This window comes from Ensifer sp. R-19 (assembly GCF_049905105.1).
Taxonomy (GTDB): Bacteria; Pseudomonadota; Alphaproteobacteria; order Rhizobiales; family Rhizobiaceae; genus Ensifer.
Genome location: NZ_CP184571.1, coordinates 347,072 through 368,763 on the forward strand (window position 1 = coordinate 347,072; position 21,692 = coordinate 368,763).

Annotated in this window: 13 protein-coding genes and 2 pseudogenes; 9 read left to right on the top strand and 6 right to left on the bottom strand. The window is 58.5% G+C overall.

Annotated elements, in window-relative coordinates; genetic code table 11:
• Positions 1–41 precede the first annotated feature (41 nt).
• The 3 genes and pseudogenes from ACN9MO_RS32115 (at position 42) to ACN9MO_RS32125 (ending at position 2,171) form a co-directional block, all read left to right on the top strand.
• The gene (locus tag ACN9MO_RS32115; protein ID WP_162771046.1) at positions 42–896 is read left to right on the top strand and encodes a hypothetical protein; all 855 of its coding nucleotides are present in this window, start codon (positions 42–44) and stop codon (positions 894–896) included.
• Between the two features lie 476 nt (positions 897–1,372).
• Positions 1,373–1,746, top strand: a pseudogene (locus ACN9MO_RS32120) (L,D-transpeptidase).
• A 239-nt stretch (positions 1,747–1,985) separates the two neighbouring features.
• Positions 1,986–2,171 (top strand): hypothetical protein, encoded by a 186-nt coding sequence (locus ACN9MO_RS32125; RefSeq protein ID WP_057251450.1) that lies wholly within the window; start codon positions 1,986–1,988, stop codon positions 2,169–2,171.
• A 46-nt stretch (positions 2,172–2,217) separates the two neighbouring features.
• On the opposite strand, the gene ACN9MO_RS32130 is transcribed toward ACN9MO_RS32125, so the two are convergent.
• Positions 2,218–2,679: a hypothetical protein gene (locus ACN9MO_RS32130; protein ID WP_113737926.1), complete on the bottom strand. Its 462-nt coding sequence runs from the start codon at positions 2,677–2,679 to the stop codon at positions 2,218–2,220.
• Between the two features lie 1,385 nt (positions 2,680–4,064).
• Here ACN9MO_RS32130 and ACN9MO_RS32135 point away from each other — a divergent pair.
• Both ACN9MO_RS32135 and ACN9MO_RS32140 read left to right on the top strand, forming a co-directional pair.
• Positions 4,065–4,982 carry a recombinase family protein gene (locus ACN9MO_RS32135; protein WP_425989239.1) on the top strand — a complete coding sequence of 306 codons (918 nt, stop codon included), beginning with the start codon at positions 4,065–4,067 and terminating at the stop codon, positions 4,980–4,982.
• Positions 4,983–5,121: 139 nt separating this feature from the next.
• Positions 5,122–5,397 carry a hypothetical protein gene (locus tag ACN9MO_RS32140; protein WP_057252915.1) on the top strand — a complete coding sequence of 92 codons (276 nt, stop codon included), beginning with the start codon at positions 5,122–5,124 and terminating at the stop codon, positions 5,395–5,397.
• 14 nt (positions 5,398–5,411) lie between these two features.
• Here the strand turns inward: ACN9MO_RS32140 and serA are convergent, their stop codons facing one another.
• Positions 5,412–6,650 (bottom strand): phosphoglycerate dehydrogenase, encoded by a 1,239-nt coding sequence (gene serA / locus ACN9MO_RS32145; protein WP_057252917.1) that lies wholly within the window; start codon positions 6,648–6,650, stop codon positions 5,412–5,414.
• 628 nt (positions 6,651–7,278) lie between these two features.
• Between serA and ACN9MO_RS32150 the strand changes: the two genes are divergently transcribed.
• Both ACN9MO_RS32150 and ACN9MO_RS32155 read left to right on the top strand, forming a co-directional pair.
• Positions 7,279–8,379, top strand: coding sequence for a Fic family protein (locus ACN9MO_RS32150; RefSeq protein WP_113738033.1), 1,101 nt, complete (start codon positions 7,279–7,281; stop codon positions 8,377–8,379).
• A gap of 266 nt (positions 8,380–8,645) precedes the next feature.
• A pseudogene (locus tag ACN9MO_RS32155) lies at positions 8,646–8,783 on the top strand (integrase); the annotation flags it as partial.
• A gap of 6 nt (positions 8,784–8,789) precedes the next feature.
• Here ACN9MO_RS32155 and ACN9MO_RS32160 read toward each other — a convergent pair.
• The 3 genes from ACN9MO_RS32160 to ACN9MO_RS32170 all read right to left on the bottom strand — a co-directional run bounded on the left by ACN9MO_RS32160 (position 8,790) and on the right by ACN9MO_RS32170 (position 13,041).
• Entirely contained in the window at positions 8,790–9,125 is a 336-nt protein-coding gene (locus ACN9MO_RS32160) for a hypothetical protein (RefSeq protein ID WP_425989244.1), read from the bottom strand.
• Positions 9,126–9,460: 335 nt separating this feature from the next.
• Complete coding sequence (gene repC / locus ACN9MO_RS32165; protein ID WP_113738004.1) at positions 9,461–9,808, bottom strand: replication initiation protein RepC; 348 nt, start codon at positions 9,806–9,808, stop codon at positions 9,461–9,463.
• A gap of 2,315 nt (positions 9,809–12,123) precedes the next feature.
• A complete protein-coding gene (locus tag ACN9MO_RS32170; RefSeq protein WP_425989352.1) occupies positions 12,124–13,041 on the bottom strand; it encodes a recombinase family protein in 918 nt (305 codons plus the stop codon).
• A 1,040-nt stretch (positions 13,042–14,081) separates the two neighbouring features.
• On the opposite strand from ACN9MO_RS32170, the gene ACN9MO_RS32175 reads away from it, so the two are divergent.
• Positions 14,082–15,317 carry an HlyD family secretion protein gene (locus ACN9MO_RS32175; RefSeq protein ID WP_425989247.1) on the top strand — a complete coding sequence of 412 codons (1,236 nt, stop codon included), beginning with the start codon at positions 14,082–14,084 and terminating at the stop codon, positions 15,315–15,317.
• A gap of 301 nt (positions 15,318–15,618) precedes the next feature.
• On the opposite strand, the gene ACN9MO_RS32180 is transcribed toward ACN9MO_RS32175, so the two are convergent.
• A complete protein-coding gene (locus ACN9MO_RS32180) occupies positions 15,619–17,124 on the bottom strand; it encodes an IS66 family transposase (protein ID WP_425989250.1) in 1,506 nt (501 codons plus the stop codon).
• A gap of 236 nt (positions 17,125–17,360) precedes the next feature.
• Between ACN9MO_RS32180 and ACN9MO_RS32185 the strand changes: the two genes are divergently transcribed.
• The gene (locus ACN9MO_RS32185; protein ID WP_425989253.1) at positions 17,361–21,425 is read left to right on the top strand and encodes a P-loop NTPase fold protein; all 4,065 of its coding nucleotides are present in this window, start codon (positions 17,361–17,363) and stop codon (positions 21,423–21,425) included.
• Positions 21,426–21,692 lie beyond the last annotated feature (267 nt).

Consider the following 21,692-nt stretch of genomic DNA (forward strand, 5'->3'; position numbering starts at 1 on the left):
GGCAGTGTAACGGCACGGTCCGTGAGCGGGGGCGCATCAAGGTGCAGGTTCGGTCATTAGCGTCGCATTTCGTGCCGGTGCTTTGTGCGCTTTTGCTTGTCTTGCTGTCATCGGCGATCGCATCAGCGCAGCAAGCCGATGTGGCGCTGGCGGTCGGCACAATCACCGATGACAACTATCCCGGTCGGGAGTCTGCTGGCAATGGTCTGGGCGAGGTTATCTTGCACCACCTCGTCACCACGCTGGGCGACGGCGGGGAGTTTGCATGGTGCGCGGGAAAGGTCGTCGAATGGCGGCGGATCGACGAGGTGATCAAGGAACAGAAGTTTCAGCAGTCGAAATATGCCGATCCGGCCACGGCGATCAAGAAGCTGGGTACTATCGCACCAGACTTTTTGATTGGCGGCCGCATCACATTCGGCGCCGGAAAAGCCGACTGGACCATAGAGACAAGAACCAACCCTGGCGGTGACCTTGTCGACAGCTTCACCGGCTTTTCAGACGACGATGCGTATCTGGACGAGGCTGCCCGGATTGCCGAACATGTGCTGGACAAGCTTTGTCCCGGCCCGTGGACGGTCACCGGCGGCGGCGCCCGGATCAAGGTGAGCGGAACCGTGGCGAAGTTGAACGAGGCGTTCAAGGTCGTCGGCAAGTTCCCCGGTGGCACCGCGGATTTCGTCTACACGCCAACGTCGCGCTCCGGCGGGACTGTGAAATATGTGCTTGCGGGGGGCGGCTTTTCCGGCGCCGGCAGCGGCACCTATACGATCGGTCCGTCGGGCGATGGCTCTACGCTGACGATCAAGCAGACCACGAAGGGCTGCATCAACGGCGTACCGGGTTCGTGCAAGACCAACAGCGAGGTGCTGACCCTGACCCCGGTTTCGCGCTAACGGTCCGCTGTGAGTGCGGTTCTCAGCCTACGGCCAGGAGCGGCTTCGCGGTGTAAGCCCAAGTCGGCCAAAATCACGGCTTTGGGCCGACTGGGCTATAGCTGTACATCTGTTGCGGCGGGCGGACCATACGATGAACGGCGCGTCGGAGCCGCTCAACGATCCAGCCCTACCCACGGCGGTTGACAACCCGCACGAGGTTGTCCCAACTCTTTGTGTGGAACAACTTGCACCGAAGATTATTCGATCGTGTACGAACACTATCGCTCCGATCGCAATGTTGGCATTGTTTCTCTCGTCCGGCATCGTCGCTGCCCAGGGGCTTCGGCCGGTAGCCATCAACACCGCATCACTTGCTGAAAGCGCTTAATGCCGGCGCCGACTTTGCACCCGGCAAGACGGTTCAGGTTGTGGGGACGGGCCCGCCAAGACAGGGGAATGTCAAGCGGATCGAGGTGAGTAGAAAAATCGGACAGGTGCTCGCCTATGAAGAGGCAGGAAAGCTGCTGGCGGCTTATCCCGCGACGGTTGGAAGCAAGGATAATCCATCGCCCTACGGTACGGACAAGGTCAAGGGCGTCGCCCGGATGCCCGTCTATAGGTACGATCCGAATGTGAACTTTAAGCAGGGCAAGAACAACAAGGTTCTTATCATCCCCAAGGGACCGAATGGCCCGGTCGGCAGCGTGTGGATCGATTTAACCGAACCGACCTATGGGATCCACGGAACTCCCGACCCCGACCTCATCGACAGGGAGCGTCGCATGGCTGCGTCCGCCTGACGAACTGGGATGCCGAAGAACTCGCAGGGATGGTCAAGTTCGGCGTCGTCGTCAAGTTCGTCAATTGATCGGTGCGGACCGCATACCAACTCGGCCGGGAAAGGTGAGTTTCTATGGTCGCGGGAGCACGGTCGCTAGCGTGATCCCCACGAATGGACGCTGTTCGTCACCGCCGCCCACCCTGTCGATCTGGCTGAACTGTTAAAAGGGTGCTTTGTACTCTTCCCCCATGTTCAAGGACCATCGCTACACGGTCGGCTGACGGGCGCTTGATGCACACGATCTTGAGCCAGAAGGGGCGCGCTCGATGCGGGTGGACGGTGTGGTGATGGTGCCGCTCACGGGAATGCTAAACGATCTCACCTGGGATCTCGCGATGGCATGGAAGCCCCGTGGCGCCCGCCGGGCGCTGCTCGCGTTCGTCGATCCCTGCGGCAGAGCTAGGCGGATCCCCGCAGGACGCAAGAAGATCATAGTTGCCGGCATGATCTGAGCAACCTTTCCCCCTCCGTCCGCGGGCGAAGTACGGAAACCTAATCCTAGGATGGCTGCTCCTTGGGTTGTCGGCCGATGAAGAACCCTGCTACCGACGCCCAGAAGCCTTTCGGCTTGTCGGCGAGTAACGAGCGAACCTGGCGGGCTGCCACCGCCGCACTTACCGTCGTGCCAAAGCGGCAGTAGCAGACAACGTCATGCAGTTCGTCATCGCTGATTTCGAAGAAGCGCTTCGCCTCGCCATAGGTGTCCGTTTCCATACCTGCAGCACGGAGCACCGGATCCCTAAATGCGATCGTTATCGGCGAATAGTCGCAGCGCAGGGCATTTCGCTCATCCATAACCTGGAATTCGGTTTCATGAAGCGTGTCCAGGTGTCTGTACCTGATTAGTTCCAGAAGCTCGGCCCAGCGCTCCAGCCGCTGCCGGCGCGTCATACCGTCTGGATCGAAACAGGGCTCAACCTGTGCGACGGTCTGCAGTTGTTCCAAGGTGTGATGCTTCATTGTCGCCTCCAATCAAACGACGTTGCGAAAGCAGACCCCAGCAATAGAGTGATCCCTGTCAATTGCGCTGTCCAATCACGATGCTGGCGGCGGGCCTATCGTGAGAATTTCATTTGAACGATATCAGATAGTTAGCCTCGCACGTAATTTGAGAGTTGGCGTTGAATTGAGATATATGAGAACAGCGCTGGGCCGTTTCCACGTCAACTGAGATTCAGCTGGGGCGTGCATGATAGCGGCGCAATTAGACGCGGCCTTCAGATCGCGTTGCTCGACGAGAAGCACGTCAATCCGGAGATCGTTTTCGATCTGGCACGGACGTTTACGGTTCTTGGTTGGTATCCCCTTCCTCTGCCGCGTATGGCAGAGTCGGTCGAACACCGAGCGGATACCGTCGAAACTGCAGTCGCTTCGATCAACTGAGCCTACAGCTCAGACTAATTGCCCGACCTATAGAAGATGACCCTTCCGCCTGGCATGAGTTGGAGCAGATAGTCGAATTCGCTCACATTGGCGGTAAGCACGGTAAGCCCGAGCTTTTGGGCCTGCAGAAACAAGACGCAGTCGTGCAGCGCTCGCAAGCGAGCATCGCGCTGATAGCCCTGGAGGCGACCCAACATGCCTGACAGCAATGCGGCGCGTCCGAGGACATCCGCATCGGGTCTGAACACGCGATGGGGCCGCATGGCAATCGTCGTCCTGATCTGTTGAATGGCAGGTTTCGTACTCGGGTGTGCTCGATCGAGTTACGCCCACCGTGTGCATCAACTCCTGGATGGCGATCGTGGAATGGTTGCTGTGACGGAGTTCGAGCAGGTCTCCAACAACTTCCGGCGCCCGCCCTTGCAAACCATCGATGTAGACGCAGGTCTCGAGGAGAAGTTCCGGCCCTGCTTCCGCTTGCTCCCCAAGAAAGGGCAACTCGTTGTCAGGACGCCTTGAGAGAGTCCGACCGGGATCGAACTTCATCCAGCGAAGGGCCGCATCGAAATCAAACATCGTAGCGCCGGAGAGCGTGCGCCGGAAAAAAAGGCAAAATCTGACAAGTCAGAATCCCAGCTTACGATTTCGGTTCGGTCTTTCGCAAGACCCGTGGAACAGTCGATCCTGAGTTGAGCCTTTCGCCTAAGATCGCGCAGATAGCTGCGGGTCGTGTTGATCTGCGCTGACCTTTAGCGAATTCACGCGATGATTGCTGCGGCATTTCCTCCATTGAAGGCCGCTGGCGCGTTTTCGTGGACACTTGCGGGAGATTGGTCATCCTTCATGCTGTTTCGGTTCTGGCGGCCTTCCATTCACATAATAAAACACGCTTGCAACGGAGCAATTTCTAACGCATTTCTTATTTGTACAAAGCACTTCGAAACGAGGCCGTTAAAAGCGCGATGGCGAAGCGACAAACCGTTAACGTCCAACAGCCACTCAAGCGGCTGATCGGCTACGCCCGCGTCTCGACCGACGACCAGGTCCACGATGCTCAAATCGACGAACTGCGCGCTGCCGGCTGCGATCGGATCTATCAGGAGCATGGCTCCGGGGCATCGCGCGCTCGCCCAGTCTTGACCAAGTTGCTTGGCGAGCTCACCACGGGCGACGTCCTCGTCGTCGTCCGCCTCGATCGGCTGGCCAGATCGGTGAGTCATCTCTTGGCGGTGATCGAAGACCTTGAGGCGCGCGGTGTGCACTTCCGGTCGATCCGCGACCCGATCGATACCTCGACGCCACAGGGCATGTTCTCCCTCCAGGTCCTCGGCGCGGTCGCCCAGCTCGAGCGGGCGCTGATCGCCGAACGCACCAAAGCCGGCATCAAGGCGGCGAAGGCGCGCGGCAAGCTTCCCGGAAACCCCGGCCTGCGAGAACGGCGACCGGAGGCAATCAAGGCCGTCTCCGAAGCGCGCGAGAAACGCTATCTCGATGAGCTCATTGCGTCCGCGCAGACGTGGTTGCCGATGGTACGGCAACTCCGGCCCCAGCACAGTTGGGACAATGTCGTGCGGGTGCTCAATCGCCGCGGTCACGACTGGACCGTCGAGCGCCTGCGACGCGCCGTTCATCGCCTGGTCCGCGAAAAGCTCGCGGAAAAAGACCTCCTGGCCCGATCCCCTCGCCGCGCCCCCGAGGACCATCTGATGAAGCTGGTGGCGGCGATCGCCATTGCCGATCCCGACCTGTCGCTTCGCGACATTGCCGCGCAACTGGACCAGATGGGCGAACGGCCTGTGCGCGGCGGCAAGAAGTGGCAGCCCTCCTCCGTTCGAGACTTGCTGGACGAAGCCCACCGCTTCGGCCTTATCCGTCGCTGAGGGCCCGGTTCATCAGGCGGCCGATCGCGCGGCTCCAGACCGACGGCAGCAACTTCTCTGAGGTGACGGAAAATCCACTGAATCTGGTAGAGTCCGCCGATCTTCGCCGGTGCCAAATCGCTCAAATAGAAGCCCGCCGATGCGGTTTCGTCACACCCTGCGGTCGGTGGCAGCGATCGCCATCGCCGATCCCGACCTATCGCTTCGCGACATTGCCCCGCAACTGGACCAGATGGGAGAACGGCCCGTGCGCGGCGGCGGGTTCTTCCGGTCCCTGCTCGCTCTCCCCTCCCCGAAAGTTCCTGAACGCCTCATGCAGGAACGGCGGAGCAGCTCCGGCCGCACGCGGCTCCACCAGGCCTGCGATCTCAGCGATGGCAACCAAACCAAAGGCGATCATTCGCTGATGCGCTGAGCCCCGGTCAGCTGTCAGTAGACCAATCGCGTTCGTATCGTTCCAGGAATTTCGCGTAGGGCCTGAAGAACCTCGTCGGCATTTGCGGAAATTCCTTCGGCCTCGACCACCACATAGCCCGTGTCGCCAAGCGTCTGAAGGAACTCAGCGACGATGTTCAGCCCGCGCGACGAGAAGATCTCGTTGAGCTGGATGAGCATGCCGGGGCGGTTTTCATGCACGTGAATGAAACGCGTGCCGTTCGGGCGCTCAGGCAGCTGTACCTGCGGAAAGTTGACGGCGCCCATCGTTGAGCCGATGTCGGAATACTCGACCAGCTTCCTTGAAACCTCCCCGCCGATGCGCTCTTGGGCTTCCTCAGTGGAGCCGCCGATATGCGGCGTCAGAATAACATTGCTCAAGCCTTGCAACGGCGTCTCAAAACGCTCGTTGTTCGATGCCGGCTCCTTGGGGAACACGTCCACCGCGGCACCCGCTAGATGCCCGTCGTTCAGGACTTTCGCAAGCGCATCGAGATCGACCACCGTGCCGCGAGAATTGTTGATGAAGATGGCGCCCTTCTTCATGCGGCGCAATTCGGTTTCGGTGATCATGTTATGCGTCGAGGGTGTTTCGGGAACGTGCATTGTCACATAGTCAGAGATTTCGAGAAGGTCGCCGAGCGAAGCCATCGACTCCGAATTGCCCCGGCGCAGCCGATCGGAAAGATCGAAGTAGCGCACGACCATGCCCATGCTTTCGGCAAGCGCGCTGAGCTGCGATCCGATATTGCCGTAGCCGACAATGCCGAGCGTTTTGCCGCGGACCTCCCGGCTGCCGACAGCGGACTTCTCCCACCCACCTTGATGCGCGGAAGCCGAGCGCGGAAAGATCTGCCGTGTCAGCATGATAATCTCGCCGATCACAAGCTCGGCCACCGATCGCGTGTTTGAATAAGGTGCATTGAACACCGGAATGCCGCGCCGCCGCGCTGCATCCAGATCGACTTGGTTCGTACCGACGGAAAAACAGCCAACGGCGAACAATTTCTTGGCGGATTCGAAAATCTCGTCCGTCAGCTGCGTGCGGGAACGAATGCCGATGATATGAGCGTCGGCGATGTGGCGCTTAAGATCCTTGTCGTCGAGCGCCTTCGGCAAATGAATGAGGTTGGTGTAGCCAGAAGAAGAAAAGTAGTCCACCGCGGTCTGGCTAATGCCTTCCAGCAGAAGCACGGAAATTCGGTCGCGTGGGAGAGACAGTTGGCGGGTCATAAATGTTGCTCCGATTTCCGAAAAGCCGATGTGGCTTCGGCGCCTATGAAGGTTTAAGCGGCCGGACAGGCTAATATCAACACCTTGATACCGCGCACAGATCTCAACGTGCCACGGTTTTCAATGCTTCCTCCCCAAAGGTTGGCAAGAAAGCCATTGATTTGGCCACACTAACGACGAAAAAGAACGGCTGACAACTGACCTACCGGCGATCGCCTGGAACTGCACCCAACGGGGCCAACCGCCCGCTGCATGTCGCGTTCCAGCGGCCACTGAGGGCACGGACTTCCAGGCTCCGCTCTTGAGGATCTGCAGCGCCACGCGGCGGTAGTCGCTACCGCTCCGCGGCTTCAGCTCAGTGCTGCCAGCCCGGGGCGCGGGTGCTAGTTCTTCCTGCCTGCTCCCTCTCCCCTCTCCGGATCTTGCCTCCGATTTAGCACCGAAGTTCTCGGCTTCTTGCGGCTATCCCCTTCCCTTGGTGCGAGCGGCATAGCGCTGGACGATCAATTCCAGCCACCATGTAGCTACACTACAGCTCTCTTCTGCCAGCGTGATTGAGCTATTGACGCACTTGCTATAGCTCATTTTCTCGGTCAAAAGTGAGTTATAGAAAGGAAATCTATAACTCATGAATTGGAGCTGGACACATCAAGGTTGGCCCGACTTCAAGTATGATGCCGCCCGGCTTGCGCCGCTCGAACGGCAGTTCCTCCTATCGTCGGGCGAAGTCATTGGTGCAATCCGTCATGCCAGTGATGATGACCGCAGCCAGATTCGCATCGAGCTGCTTAGCGAGGAGGCGATCAAGACCTCCGCGATCGAGGGCGAAGTGCTCGATCGTTTAAGTGTGCAATCCTCGCTGCGCAGACAGTTTGGTCTCGAGGCAGACACACGACCTGTGAGGCCACAGGAGCGCGGCGTCGCAGAGATGATGGTTGACGTCTATGCAAACTGGTCCACGCGCTTGGACGATAAAACACTGTTTCGTTGGCACGGGATGTTGATGGCCGGGAACCGTCACCTCGCAACTATTGGCGCGTACCGAACACATGAGGATGCCATGCAGATCGTGTCCGGTCGCTACGATAAGACCGTTATCCATTTCGAGGCTCCCCCATCGATACGCGTACCCACGGAGATGGCGGCATATATCGAGTGGTTCAACCGATCTGCACCCGGGGCTGAAACTCCCCTCCCTGCCCTCACACGCGCCGGGATTGGTCACCTCTACTTCGAAAGCATACATCCGTTCGAGGATGGCAATGGGCGGCTGGGTCGAGCGCTGGCCGAGAAGTCACTTGCACAAAATATCGGGCAGCCCAGCCTCATTGCCTTAGCCTTCACTATCGAGCGTTACCGAAAAGCATACTACGATCAGCTTGAGCAGCATCAGCGGACACTCGATATAACGGAATGGCTTGTCTACTTTGCCGAGACCATCCTTGAGGCGCAGCAGACGACGCTAAAACGCGTCGCGTTTCATCTTGCCAAGGCGCAATATTTCGATCGCTTCCGCGACCAGTTTAACGAACGTCAAGAAGAGGTCATCGCGCGGATGTTCCGCGAGGGCCTCGCTGGCTTTCGAGGTGGTCTAAGTGCGGAAAACTATATCTCGATCACCAACACATCTCGAGCGACTGCCACCCGTGATCTGCAAGATTTGGTCGAAAAAGGAGCACTCACGAGAACTGGTGAACGAAGGCACACGCGGTATTCTCTGAACCTCTAGCGAACAGAAGTCATAACGCTGACCGCGATCCCTAAATGGTCCGCCGTATTCGCTCCAACTCGTCTGTCCACTCCTCCCATTGGTTCCCAGTCGCTCGATCGGCATCGGCGCACGCGACAACTCCCAGCGCTCCGCCTTTCACGTCAGATCGCGCAAGTTGCCGCCGGCCAAGTTGATCTGCCCTGCCCATTTTCCAAAATGCATGCCATGGTGGCCGCTGCGTTCTCCGTCCCCGCACAGGCCTCCAGATAGGCGCTCGGACTGACCTGACTGGGGCTGCCGACCGTGGCATTCCCCTGCCGGAAGCGATGCAGCAGTCGCTGCATAAATCGGTGACCAAGGCGACGAGTTACTACAACAACGCCGAACGAATGAATGGACGAGCGGCCCGGCTGATCGTCTAGGCGAGACTACGCGCCGAACAATGTATCGGCTCGTCTCTCAAACGATTGCCACTCTTCTGGCTCACCTCCCGCCTCCGATCTATCGCGCAGGTCAGCGGCTACTGCCGCCCTTCCCCAGGCTTCGGCCCGCTGCATAAGCGACGCCATCTCTGCCTTCAAGTGATGCGAGCGTTGGAGGTCGGCGGCGCGCTCGGCATTTTGTCGCGGATCGTAGAACACGCCAATTTGTGCACCGGCCGCCTTTCGCTCCGCTTCCAACTCCGCCGTAAGTGTGGCCAATTCGGCCTTCACCGCGAAATAGCGTTTCATCACGACGATGAGTTCGCGGTCGTCCGTTTTCATCATCGCTCCCGAGATTCTGTTTGCATGAGGACAATGATGATCAACAACAAGGGCAGAATCGCGATGGTTCATTAGACCTCACAGTTTGGCGCAACGAAAAAGTCTGGCGTAGAAGGAGGTGGGCCACCCTAGCGTGAGTGACCGCCAGCGGAGCACGAGGAGCGCTGCCCGTTGGACCGAAGCGCTTCAGGAGGCGTGGTTGCTCCGATAAATGGATAATGGCGTTACCGCGCAGCAAGTCCCGGGGGGCAACGTGAGTTGTGCCAGCGCGCATCAGCCATCAGCATTGGCCAAAGCGAAAACTCGCCGCGCTCGGCCCTTCGCGTCAAATTGCGCTAATAGCCGCCGGCCGAATAGATGTGCCCCGGCCCTTTCGAGAATACACGCCATGACGGCGGCTGCATTCTCCGCTCCAAGAATTCCGCAGGCCTCTCATAGGCGCTCGGACTGACCCCGAGCATCGATCGAACCACGACAGCCGCAGACAAAAGGTCGCGCCAGGTCGCGACCGCACCGTTCGGGCCGCAATCGTGGCCCACCATGGCCAGATAATCCGTGGGGTCGAATAGCTCAAAACCCTGACAGCTGTCAGGGTTTTTTGGTCCTCGCCCGCCGGCGATCGTAGCCGCCACGTGAGGATGCCCGAAGATCAGACACCGAGCTGGGCTTGGAGACCACGGCATTTCAACGCTGCCGACGCGGCGGCTATCGGTCTGCGCGCGTAGTGAGATGGAGATGAAGGAGAGGGGCCGGCGTCCTTCTAAGCCTGGGTCTCTCTACAAAACCCTGACAGCTGTCAGGGTTTTGTACTCTCAGAACGGCGCCATCGTCGCCATACGAAATATGCTGCCGGCTTACAAATTCGACGCCGGCGTGCGCGTCATAGTTCGCCTCGATCGTCTCAACTCTTTGCGCCCTGTCACAGATCTGCACACCTGCCCAGCGGGTAGTCGGAGGCCTGAGAGACCCAATAGAGCTTCGCATTCACTCATCCGCATTGAGCGAAAATCACATCCAAAACCCTGACAGCTGTCAGGGTTTTTTGGTCCACCTGAGCCGACTATCGTAGCCGCCATGTAAGGATGCCCGAAGATTACACAGCGAGCTGCGGTCGAAGGCCAGGGCAACTCAACGCTGCCGACGCGGCGACTTTCCGTCTGCTCGCGTAATCAGATGGAGATGAAGCCAAGGGGCCGGCGCGCTTCTAAGCCGGGATTGGCTCTCTAAAAAACCCTGACAGCTGTCAGGGTTTTGTCATTTCAGCGAGTATGCGCTCAGCTGAGCTCCGCTTCATCAACTATACCGATCAGTGCGTCGCGCCGCCTCCGGGGCCAACCAGGCGGCTTTTCAATGACTTGAAGCCACGGTGCTTGCCGATGTTCCGAATGAAGTGGACCGAGCCCCCTTCGACCGGCGGTACGATAGCCATATGCCAGATGCATGGCCCGTGTATGGGGCACTCCGCGCCTAGCGCACCCGAATCCGAACCGACCCTTCGAAGCACACTGCCTCCTTTGAATCCTCGGCGGCGGCGAACTCCGCCATTCGATCCTCGGGAGGCGAATTCGATACTGAATGGAGCGTGCGGGCGACACGCACACGAGACATTGTCGAGATCGTCAGCCGCTACCGGATTAGGGCTGTGAAGTCACGCTGGGGCAAGGAGCAGAAAGACGGCTGGCGTCTCAGCGGTGAGCAGATTCCTCGGTCATCCTTCCGCCGCGATTAGAATTCCAGGTTGACTAAGGCCGATCGCAGCAATGGAGTTCATATGCGGTTTCGTTGTTTACTTCTGCGATCGCTTTCGCGATTTCAGGTCTCGGGGGGAGGGCGGACGCCTGTTCGATGTACGCCCCATTGGACCTTGACGATGTCCAATACGCTGATGTCGTGGTCGTGGGGACAAATCCGACTACCGCGTCGTCCTTGATCCCCATGTACGCGAGCGCCATAAATCGTTCGTCGCCAGAAACCCTGAACTTAACAAAACAGCCAAGGAGCCGTCAGGCTTCCTTTCCGATTTCGCCGATTTCAGATCGTGGTCGATGGGGTCTTGCTGGGGGCGAACCAAAGAGCCTGCCTTCCGGGCCATTTCTTATTGCCCTGCGGGACCCACATTCTCGCATTCCTCCGCTACGCGCAGTGTCGGCAACAGTTTCGCCGAACCCCGAGCTTGGCGCTTTGACATTGTTGCAAGCACCCTGTGCAAGGCCGTTTCTGTTCTCAGTTGACAGCAAGGAGGCCCATTTGCTTCGGGAGAAATTGGCACCGCTTGACCAGCGATAGCTTCATTGCCTGCGCCAATGGACAATGCGACGACTACTATCGTCCCCATGCTTGCTCGGGTACCCTAAAGCGATCGCCTCCGTCTCCTATGCGCGGTACCGAAGTAACGAGCGGACTATGCGGTGTCACCGGGGACCGCTCTGCCAACCACAATCTATCGTTAAAGAACATTGCAGCGGTCTGGGTGGAGATAACATAACGCACTCCAACCGAATGGCGACGCGTCACCAGAACCGCCAGCTCAGCGTCCAGACAAATGTGCCGAAGTTCTGCATTTGCCGTTCCGAGAGCCGCTGGCTAACGCCGCGACGCGATCAAGCGCCAATGCGTAGGCTGATCAACCGCAACTATGTCGGCCGCTAGCGGTAGGATCGCCATATGGCCCGAATAGCAAGCGCATGTACGCTCGCGTAGACGGGGGCAATCGACATGCACCGAACGGCAACGCTAAGGCACGCGATCCGAGAAAGCAACGACGCCTGGACCACCGCCGCAAAGCGTACCGAGTCGAATAGGCCCACGATCGGGTGGCGGATAAAGCGGTGCTTGACGCAGATTTACCTTGTCAGTCTTCGAGGATCATCGGATCTCAATTAGCTGTTTTCCTGCGATGCGACATGGGCCAAGATCGGCGGACTCTGCCAGGTTCAGCGAGTTTTTCGCGTTATCCCAGAAAAAGACCGCGTGATCGGTCGCCTGATGAACCGGGCCCTCAGCGGCGGATAAGGCCGAAGCGGTGGGCTTCGTCCAGCAAGTCTCGAACGGAGGAGGGCTGCCACTTCTTGCCGCCGCGCACAGGCCGTTCGCCCATCTGGTCCAGTTGCGCGGCAATGTCGCGAAGCGACAGGTCGGGATCGGCAATGGCGATCGCCGCCACCAGCTTCATCAGATGGTCCTCGGGGGCGCGGCGAGGGGATCGGGCCAGGAGGTCTTTTTCCGCGAGCTTTTCGCGGACCAGGCGATGAACGGCGCGTCGCAGGCGCTCGACGGTCCAGTCGTGACCGCGGCGATTGAGCACCCGCACGACATTGTCCCAACTGTGCTGGGGCCGGAGTTGCCGTACCATCGGCAACCACGTCTGCGCGGACGCAATGAGCTCATCGAGATAGCGTTTCTCGCGCGCTTTGGAGACGGCCTTGATTGCCTCCGGTCGCCGTTCTCGCAGGCCGGGGTTTCCGGGAAGCTTGCCGCGCGCCTTCGCCGCCTTGATGCCGGCTTTGGTGCGTTCGGCGATCAGCGCCCGCTCGAGCTGGGCGACCGCGCCGAGGACCTGGAGGGAGAACATGCCCTGTGGCGTCGAGGTATCGATCGGGTCGCGGATCGACCGGAAGTGCACACCGCGCGCCTCAAGGTCTTCGATCACCGCCAAGAGATGACTCACCGATCTGGCCAGCCGATCGAGGCGGACGACGACGAGGACGTCGCCCGTGGTGAGCTCGCCAAGCAACTTGGTCAAGACTGGGCGAGCGCGCGATGCCCCGGAGCCATGCTCCTGATAGATCCGATCGCAGCCGGCAGCGCGCAGTTCGTCGATTTGAGCATCGTGGACCTGGTCGTCGGTCGAGACGCGGGCGTAGCCGATCAGCCGCTTGAGTGGCTGTTGGACGTTAACGGTTTGTCGCTTCGCCATCGCGCTTTTAACGGCCTCGTTTCGAAGTGCTTTGTACAGATAAGGAATGCGTGAGAAATTGGTCAGTTGCAAGCGTGTTTTATGCATCAAATTGAAGCCCGCCAGACTCAAATCGTTACCTGGGATGAGCAACCGGGCATCCACAGTGGTAAACGCGCGCCAGCGGGCTTCTGTGGTGGAAACGCTGGAAAAATAGCGGTTTCGGAGACGTCCCACGAGAGGAGGGGGCCGCTGAAACGCATCGGAGCTCAAATCCGGTAAAGGGGACGGGCCATGTGCGCCGCCGCCGCGCGGCGAGTTCCGTTTTGGGGAGTCCGGTCATCCCGGGCTAACGCACCCTGGAAGCCCAGAAAACCAGGCGTTTCCGGTTATCCCGGACGACCGACATCAGGCGATTTGCGACTCCAGATCCATCACTATCGATACTTGAATACTATCGATAGTTAAAGGGCGCAGAAACCGGCGTCCGCATGACGGAAATAGGCGATCAATTAACTTCCGTTTGTGAGATTAAAGACGTTAATTCATATGGTTAATGATCGCCTAGGATGATCAAGACGGATTTCGTCCAGGTAACGGGGGCAGATTTTCTGGCGATGCTGATGAGATAGGCAACCTAACGGCTTCACGGCGAAGAGGGAGGGTTTCTCAAAGCCCGGATGCCTTGAGGTGATTGACGTGCTCGCGGCATCACGAAGATGATTTCCCGGGGCCTGGCCAGCTTGATTCCCGCAAGTATCTCTTGCGTTTACTGAGACTGTGTTAATCTGCAGCCTCCTGATCCATCTGCTCTCGGTGACGGGCAATGTCCGACAGCATTCCATCCAACTGCCATTCACCACCTGCCGCCGTTCATCACCGCTCAGGAGAGCGACATGCTGTTCGATGTCGCCGTGATCTTCATGATCCGCTCTCGTCGATCTCCCGCTCACCGGAGCCGGCCAGATCGAAACGCCGCCGGCATCGGTGGAACTCGAAGCCGTGGCAAGCCATCCGTGCCCGTTGTAGATCAGTCGTCCGTGGGAGGGAAAGCCTGAGCCATGTTTGAATTCATGCTATGCTCGATGCTGACAATCCTGCCGGACTATCTCTACCGCCGTTATGCCCAGGGCAAGCGGTTCGGCAAAGAGATCACGATCTATTCCGTCTGGTTCGAACTGCGCTACGGGATCACCGCCTGCATCCTCCTGACGATCTCCTTGATCACGCTGATCTTTTACTTCCACCCGTCGACGTCGCATGTGAACGCGGCGTTCCGCACCGTCGCGGTGCTTCCCGAGACCAGCGGACGGGTCTCCGAAATCTATGTCACTGCCTTCGACAAGGTGGAGGCCGGCCAGCCCCTGTTCAAGCTCGACAGCTCGGAAGAGGAAGCCGCCGCCGAGGTTGCCCGTCGACAGATCGCCGAAGTCGATGCCGAGATGACTGTCTCGCGCACCGAGCTGGTCGCTGCCGATGGCGCGATTGTGCAGGCACAGGCGGCGGTGCAGCAGGCCCGGGACGAATACGAGACCCAGGTCGAACTGAACAAGCTGAACCCAAATGTCGTCGCACGGCGCGAGATCGAGCGTCGACAAGTCGCACTGGAAGGTAGCAAGGGTGCGCTTACCGCCGCCCAGTCCAACAAGCAGACGCTGGAGACCAAGCTCCAGTCGCTACTGCCCTCGCAGAAGGCCAGCGCCGAAGCGGCCTTGAAGCAGGCGGAGGTCGATATCACTAAGACCACCGTGCGCGCCGGCGTGTCTGGCACGCTGCAGCAGTTCACCCTCCGGGTCGGCGAAGTGGTCAATCCAATGTTGCGGCCGGCGGGCGTTCTGGTGCCTGAAGGTAACGGTGGCAAGCCATGGCTGGTTGCCGGCTTCGGTCAGATCGAGACGCAGGTGATCAGGGTGGGCATGATCGGCGAGGCGACCTGCATCGGCAAGCCCTTCACCATCATTCCCTTGGTCGTCACCGACGTGCAGGACGTGATCGCCTCCGGCCAGGTTCGCGCCAGCGATCAGCTGATCGATATTGCGAATATTTCGCGGCCCGGCACGCTGACCGTTTTCATGGAGCCGCTCTATCCCGGCGTGCTCGATGACGTGCCTCCCGGCAGCACCTGCATTGCCAATGCGTATACCAACAGCCATGATGAACTGGAGTCGCCCGACATCAGCACTGGCCGCTGGGTCTATCTGCACGTAGTCGATACCGTCGGTCTCGTCCATGCGATGATCCTGCGCTTGCAGGCGCTGATGCTGCCGGTGCAGACACTGGTGTTCGGTGGGCACTAAAGCGGAAAAAGGTGGCCCACGGGTCTTGAGGCGAGGCGCCGCCGCCCAATAACGCGCTCCACTTGACCTGCGGTCCCCCTCAGGCAGGTCCGGTAACGAATTTCGTCGCTGTCCGAGTTAGGCGCGCAGTCGCTGCGGAATAGCGGCGCTATTGAAATCGTTAGCGATAAATCTACCGGTGTTGTTCGGGTAAACCCAGCCGCCGTATGACAATTCAGCGTTTGAAACGCCAAACCAAAACCGACATGGATCATAGCATGGGCTGAAGAAGTACAAGATGCCTGTTCGTAGGGGAGGGCGCCTAGGCTTTGGTCGCGACAAGGGTGGCCAACGGCGGGATGGCCTGGCCATCAACGCCGAGGCGATCACCGAGATAGTGCCAGAAGGAAAGTCCGAGCTTCCGGCAGGTCTTCATCAGCCCGAGCATGGTGTCGCGTGCGACGCGACCATCGCGGCTCATCGTGCCGCCGGAGATCTTGCGCTTGGTGACGAAGCTGCGCAGATCGTTCTCCGACGCATTGGTGTGGAGCGGCGTTCCCGGTCGTTCCAGCACCTTGAGCAGTTCGTCCTTGCGGCGAAACAGGCGCGCGAGCAGTTTATCGAGTTCGTCGTAACCGGTGCTGAGCGAGAAGATACGGTCGAAGCGTCGGTGGAATGCGGCAGTGAGCCCTGGCGGCGGCTTTCGTTTGACGTTCTTCAGCGCCCGGTAGAACTGCCACACGAGATCGCGCACCGTCTCGACTAGACGCACCTGCCGCGGCGTTGTCGGCATTAGCTTTTGCAGCAGCCGCTCCGAGTGGACCCAACAGAGCGCATGATTGCCGACCCGAAACTGGCCGGCGTCGTCGGAAACGATGACGGTGTCACCGATGAGACCATGATGGCGGATCGATCCCCAGATGCTGGCTTCCGCCAGTACACGGATCGCCTGCCGGTCGAAAATGTCGATGCCTTTGCTCGCCAGATATTCGAGAAATGGCACCTGGTTGCAAAAGCGTCTGGGTTCATGGCTGCGGATTTTGGCGACCAGCGCCGGATCGACGCGACGGCGATCGAGATAATCGAAGGCGGCGTCGTTGAGGACATAGTCCTGATAGCTGCCTCTGAGCAGCGACAGGAAGTTCAGCCGGGACTTGGAGGGCGTGGTGCGGAAATTGGTGAACTGCGCCCCGCCGATCTGGGTCGTATGGAAATTGGAGCGCGCATGCCGGGCGCCGGTATCGTCGACGGTGATATAGGGTGCCGAAAGCAACCCGGCATGCAGCACCGCCGCATCCTCGGCGACAAAGCTGTCCAGCCCTTGGGTCATGAGCCGCACGACCTGGCGCTTGGAGACGTCGACGCCAACATCGTTGAGCAGCGTCGTCAGCCGCTCCATCGTCACCTGTCCTTGCGCGTGCAACATCAGGCAAAACCGTCGCAGGTTGGCGCCGTAGCTTCCGATGATTCCTGCAGGCAACGGCGCAAGCAGCATCTTGCCGTCCGGTGTCAGCCAGCATTCGCGCCGGTAATGCACGAGTTCAGCTGTGACAATCAGTTCCCGGATATGGCAGCTCTTGTAGCCCTTGAAACGTGAACCTGGAGGCGGCGTCATGCGGAGTACGTCTTCCCGGCTCACCCGCTTGATGTCGAGCTTCGGGCCGCGCGGCTTCTTCTTGGCTGCCGGCGGATCATCCTGTTTGAAATCCGTCGCCTTCTCTGCGGAGAGCTCCCTGACCTCACTGACCAGACCCGTCACAAGCGAACGCAACGCGTTCAGCGATAGCGTGTCGGCGTGCTCGGGGGAGGGGAGGCGCTTCTTCGGCATGACCGAAACGAATCTGATTTGCGCCCAAGGCGGAATCCTTGACCCATCGCCGACGGCTCATATCGCCCGCTTATGCACAGGTCTTACATAGCGGCCGCGAAAGGGACGCCACCAAATGTGCCCCGGTTACTTCGTCCAGGGAAAATTGCCGCATCCGTTAGTCTGGAATCCAGTCTTTGTTCTCTCAACTACCTGTGCGTGTTATATCCTTCGCTGTTAGAGCGCTGGGAGGAGCAATGACAAAGCACACGGATATGAGCGCGGAGCGGTTGATGCCGAGCATCCTTGATAGGGAGCTTGGAGACTCGTCGGGCGACGCGTTCGGTCATCGACACTTCGCCGAGGTTTTGCGAAGTCTTATCGAAGGCGATCACAAGCCGCCGTACAGCATTGGACTGCTCGGATCGTGGGGTACCGGAAAAAGCACAATCAAGGAACTCTACCTTAAGGCATTGAAGACCGACATGCGAGGTGGAAAGGGCGCGCGCCGTGCCGACCGGGTGTATCCCATAACGTTCAATGCCTGGCGCTATGGCGGAGAGCAAGATCTAAAGCGCGCGCTGCTCAGGCACGCGTTTATCCAGCTTGGCGGCGATGATCTCGCTCTTCGGCGGGAACTGTATGATCAGGTATCGAGCGTTGAGCAGACCCGGCGTGGATTCTGGAGCTGGGCCAAGGAAGCGTCGCTGCAAAACCTCCTGTCCGTCCTATTGTTTCTATTCCTCCTGCTTGCCACCACGGGAATACTTACTCTGTCTTCCTATTTTCTTGGCGTCACCAATGCATGGAGTGCAGCAGTAGTTCTTCCAACCGCTGGCTTCGTGACTTGGGTTCTAGCGAAATACGTAGTCGATATTCGACTTCGTTCGCCCGCCTTATACGCTCCGCAGACGACGATCACATTTCCGACGACGAGTGCCGAAGAGTATGAAAGGCTTCTTGTCGAGCAAATCGACGCATTCAGGAAACGCAATACTGCATGCAGGCGATTGGTTGTCTTTGTCGATGATTTAGATCGGCTCTCGGCGACGGAGATGGTAACCGGTTTGGATGCGATCCGAACGTTCCTCGAGCTTTCCATGAACGTTGAGCCAGACGATTTTGGGGTGGTCTTTGTCATTTCTTGCGATGAAGATCGCGTTGCTGATGCACTTTCAAGAAACCGGGGACGTGCGGGTTCCGAGCTACCTGGCACGGTGTTCACCAGATCCGACGCACGGCGGTATCTCGATCGCCTCTTTCAGTTTCGTGTTGAAATTCCGCCTTTTCCAAAACTGGACATGCGACAGTTCGCAGCCGATAAGATCAATGCTGCAGGCAACATCGCGACCGACCTGCAGCGTTCAGGGGTGGCAGTTCAGGACGTTGTGGAGCGGCTTATCCATGTCGGGGTGCAGAGCCCTCGCAATGCGATTCAGATTGTCAACGCATTCACACAAAGTTGGTGGCTGGCCGCCCGACGAGAGCGAGACGGAGTTGGTTCGATCTCGCCGGGCGGCCTTCACGCGGGGGCGGTGACTGGGCACCCGCTTTCGCTCGCCGCACTCTGTGTTCTCAGGGTTGATTTTCCTGACTTCTACAGTGCCTTGCAGAAGCGCCCGGAACTCATCCGAGATTTTAACAGAGTTCTCTTTCGAGGCGAGTCATCGCAGTCGATGGCTCCGGCCGCCAATCACGCACTGACGGAGTTCATAAACTGGAAGGAGGAGGGTCATGGCGAGATCAAGCCCGAACATAGAGCGCTTCGCCTATATCTCTCGAGCTTGATAAGCCTTCGCTGGCCGAAATCGCTGCAGCCACTGATTCTCCTCGCACAAGATGCAACAAGTCGTAGATATGGTGATGGTGCCGCGGCTCTCAGTGATGCTTTCGTTTCCGGAGACATTGCAGGCGTGCTCGAAGTGTTTGGACACCACCTCGACAACGAACCGCTTGGTCGTGATCAGGTAGATCTCCTCCGAGAATTTGCGGAAGGATTGGGTGATGAAAACCTGATCAGACGCGTGAATGCGTCCCGGGTGTTGGCGGGGCTCGCCCACAGACTGCCGGATGACCAGCGGAACGGACTTATGACCCCGCTTGCACGACAAATGGCGGAGCTCGAGGAAGTGAGACAGAATATCGGACCGGCGGGCGCGCGGGCGGTCGTTCTTGGAATCAGTGCCGAGGATAGGCGCGATGTGGCCGATCGGTTCGCCGCGGATCTTCTTTCACCTAGTGAACTCGATTGGAAGCTGCAGACGGGAGAGACGCCCAATTTGGATGAATTGGCCGGCGTTGTAAAAGAGGCGGTAAAGCTAATTCTTGAGGTGCGCGAAGGAGATGGTTTGCTACCTCGAACCGACAGCTTGTTGCGGGAGTGGTTATTCACCCGACAAGTGCGTGTCAAAGCAGGTAGCCAGAACCTTCCGTTTGCGGATCTTGAGCAATGGGTGGAGGTCGATGCGCCGGGTCTGGTCAAGCTTCTTTCATCCGAGTATGCGGCACTCGCTATCTCCGAAATGCAGAGCGCATCACCAAGTATTACCGATCTTATACGTGTTCTTGAGACGGTGACATCGATTCACGAACGACTTGAAGCAGAGGGGCAGGAAAGTCGTGTGCGCATGTGGGAACAACTGACCGATATGGTTGGTCTCAAGCAGCAAGAGGTCGTTCATGCGGCGTTGGACAGTGCGGCCATTTATGCGAAAGGAGCTAGTCCGGAACAGTCGCGGAAATTCCTCTCCGCACTTGCAGCTCGCCTGAAGCTGGAGCTCGATGATGAGGAAGCCTGGGCCCTGGACGGGGAGACGGGTGCGACACGCCTTCTCGATCTAGCCAGCCGATGGGAGCAGGCCTTGGATACTGTAACCACAACGGCCTTCCTCCCCTTATTGCAAGGGTGGGCTCATTATGACGAAACGGCGCAGTTGATGGTTCGTGGCGCTGAGATCCTGAGGGGCCGTGATCCCTCTGCCTGGCAAGCTCTGATCTCGTATCTTTGCAAGGAAACCGTTTCCGAGTTGGGAATGGGCGCTAATCAGTACCTTGCGAAAAATGCACTGGCTTTGAGCGAAGCTGACAAAGTCCTGTGGGTCTCTCAGCTTGAGGTGACAATCAATAAGAAAAAGCTTGAACCAGACGAACTTGAAAAATACCGGGCCATCACTGCCGAGATCCCTCACGTAGCGTGGCAGGCACCGTCAATGCAGACTCATGCGGGTAATCTATTTAACAGACTGATTTCTATGACGAATCAACCCCAGTTCGTGGTCGCCTTGTTTCCAATCGCACGGAGGCTGGTTGGTTTTGTACCTGCCAACACGTCAGCAGATTTCATCGACCGCATCTTTGAGCAGGCGTATTCCATACCTACCTCTTACGTCTCGTTGCACACCGAAATGACTGGACATTGGTGGAAGCCAGAAGCGGGGACGGTCGCATACAATGCAACCAATCTGGTGCAACGTTCGATGCAGTTCATCAGGGAGAATCCCACTGCGCCGGGGGTGGGTGTGATATTAGCTTCCGGAATTGAGCTGGTCGATAAAGGGGTTGTGGACGAGAGTTTACGCGCTACCGGGGCGAGCCTAGTTCCGCAGATCTGGAAGAGCGAACCGGGAGCGACCCTGGGGGTTCTGCAAAGCGTAGCAACTGTCATTACTCCCTCCGACGTGGCATTGATGTTTGCGACCGAGCAACCCTCGGATCCCGGAAAGGCTGCGCGAGCGGCGGAGATGATCAGCAACGTATCCGACGAGCAACGAAGAATAGACATTACCAAGGCTGTTCTCGAACTGCCTCCAGCTGAGCTAGAAGGCGAGCCGGATGGCGCGTTGGCACTGTGGGTGATTGGTATGAGGGGCGCCGCGGCAACTGTGTTCTCGACGCTGTTTAAGGAGCATACGCTGAACGATGACCAAAGTTTCCGACTGCTGACACGGGTACTGGTCGCGAAAGGCGACCTGGGATTGCCGTTTTTTGTTTCCACTCTGGCTGAGATAGTCGACTCCCAGCGGCTACCCAAAACGGCGTCATTCACGTTCTCCCGCCTCGGTGATGTGATGAATCTGGCCGCCAACCAATCCGACAGAAACTCCCTGATTGAGGTGCTGATGCAGATAATGCCGGCAGCGTCTATCCAAAACCTGGCAGTCATCGCCAACGGAATTCGGGAAATGAAAGGGTCAGGCGCCATTGAGCGAAATACGGCCATGCTTGAAAGCCTCGACGACGATCAGTTCGAAACGATTGCGCGATCATTTCCAGAGTCGAGGGTGTTGAAGAGGATCGCTGCAAACCGAGTTGCCGATGGTTGATGTCTGCGTATCATCCCTCCCGATGACGAAGGGATTCGCCGATGACGTTCACACTCAGTTCTGGCGGCTGGGAGAATCTTCAATGCAGTCTCCATGGAGAAATGGAGAAACTCCCTTTGTTCTTCCATGGAGAGCCGATCACAGACCGCGTCAGACAAGGCAACGTGAGGGCCAACCGGTTATCACCAAAACCACTGATGTTACGCCGCAGGCGGCGCCGCGGATTGTCGACGAGCTGGACTTACGTGCTTGCGCGAGATGACGGGC

Bases quoted from the DNA above. Each gene is read 5' to 3' on its own strand.
- ACN9MO_RS32125 (WP_057251450.1), top strand. From the start codon at position 1,986: ATGCGGGTGGACGGTGTGGTGATGGTGCCGCTCACGGGAATGCTAAAC.
- ACN9MO_RS32130 (WP_113737926.1), bottom strand. From the start codon at position 2,679: ATGAAGCATCACACCTTGGAACAACTGCAGACCGTCGCACAGGTTGAG.
- ACN9MO_RS32135 (WP_425989239.1), top strand. From the start codon at position 4,065: ATGGCGAAGCGACAAACCGTTAACGTCCAACAGCCACTCAAGCGGCTG.
- ACN9MO_RS32140 (WP_057252915.1), top strand. From the start codon at position 5,122: ATGCGGTTTCGTCACACCCTGCGGTCGGTGGCAGCGATCGCCATCGCC.
- serA (WP_057252917.1), bottom strand. From the start codon at position 6,650: ATGACCCGCCAACTGTCTCTCCCACGCGACCGAATTTCCGTGCTTCTG.
- ACN9MO_RS32150 (WP_113738033.1), top strand. From the start codon at position 7,279: ATGAATTGGAGCTGGACACATCAAGGTTGGCCCGACTTCAAGTATGAT.
- ACN9MO_RS32160 (WP_425989244.1), bottom strand. From the start codon at position 9,125: ATGAAAACGGACGACCGCGAACTCATCGTCGTGATGAAACGCTATTTC.
- repC (WP_113738004.1), bottom strand. From the start codon at position 9,808: ATGCCGTGGTCTCCAAGCCCAGCTCGGTGTCTGATCTTCGGGCATCCT.
- ACN9MO_RS32170 (WP_425989352.1), bottom strand. From the start codon at position 13,041: ATGGCGAAGCGACAAACCGTTAACGTCCAACAGCCACTCAAGCGGCTG.
- ACN9MO_RS32175 (WP_425989247.1), top strand. From the start codon at position 14,082: ATGTTTGAATTCATGCTATGCTCGATGCTGACAATCCTGCCGGACTAT.
- ACN9MO_RS32180 (WP_425989250.1), bottom strand. From the start codon at position 17,124: ATGCCGAAGAAGCGCCTCCCCTCCCCCGAGCACGCCGACACGCTATCG.
- ACN9MO_RS32185 (WP_425989253.1), top strand. From the start codon at position 17,361: ATGACAAAGCACACGGATATGAGCGCGGAGCGGTTGATGCCGAGCATC.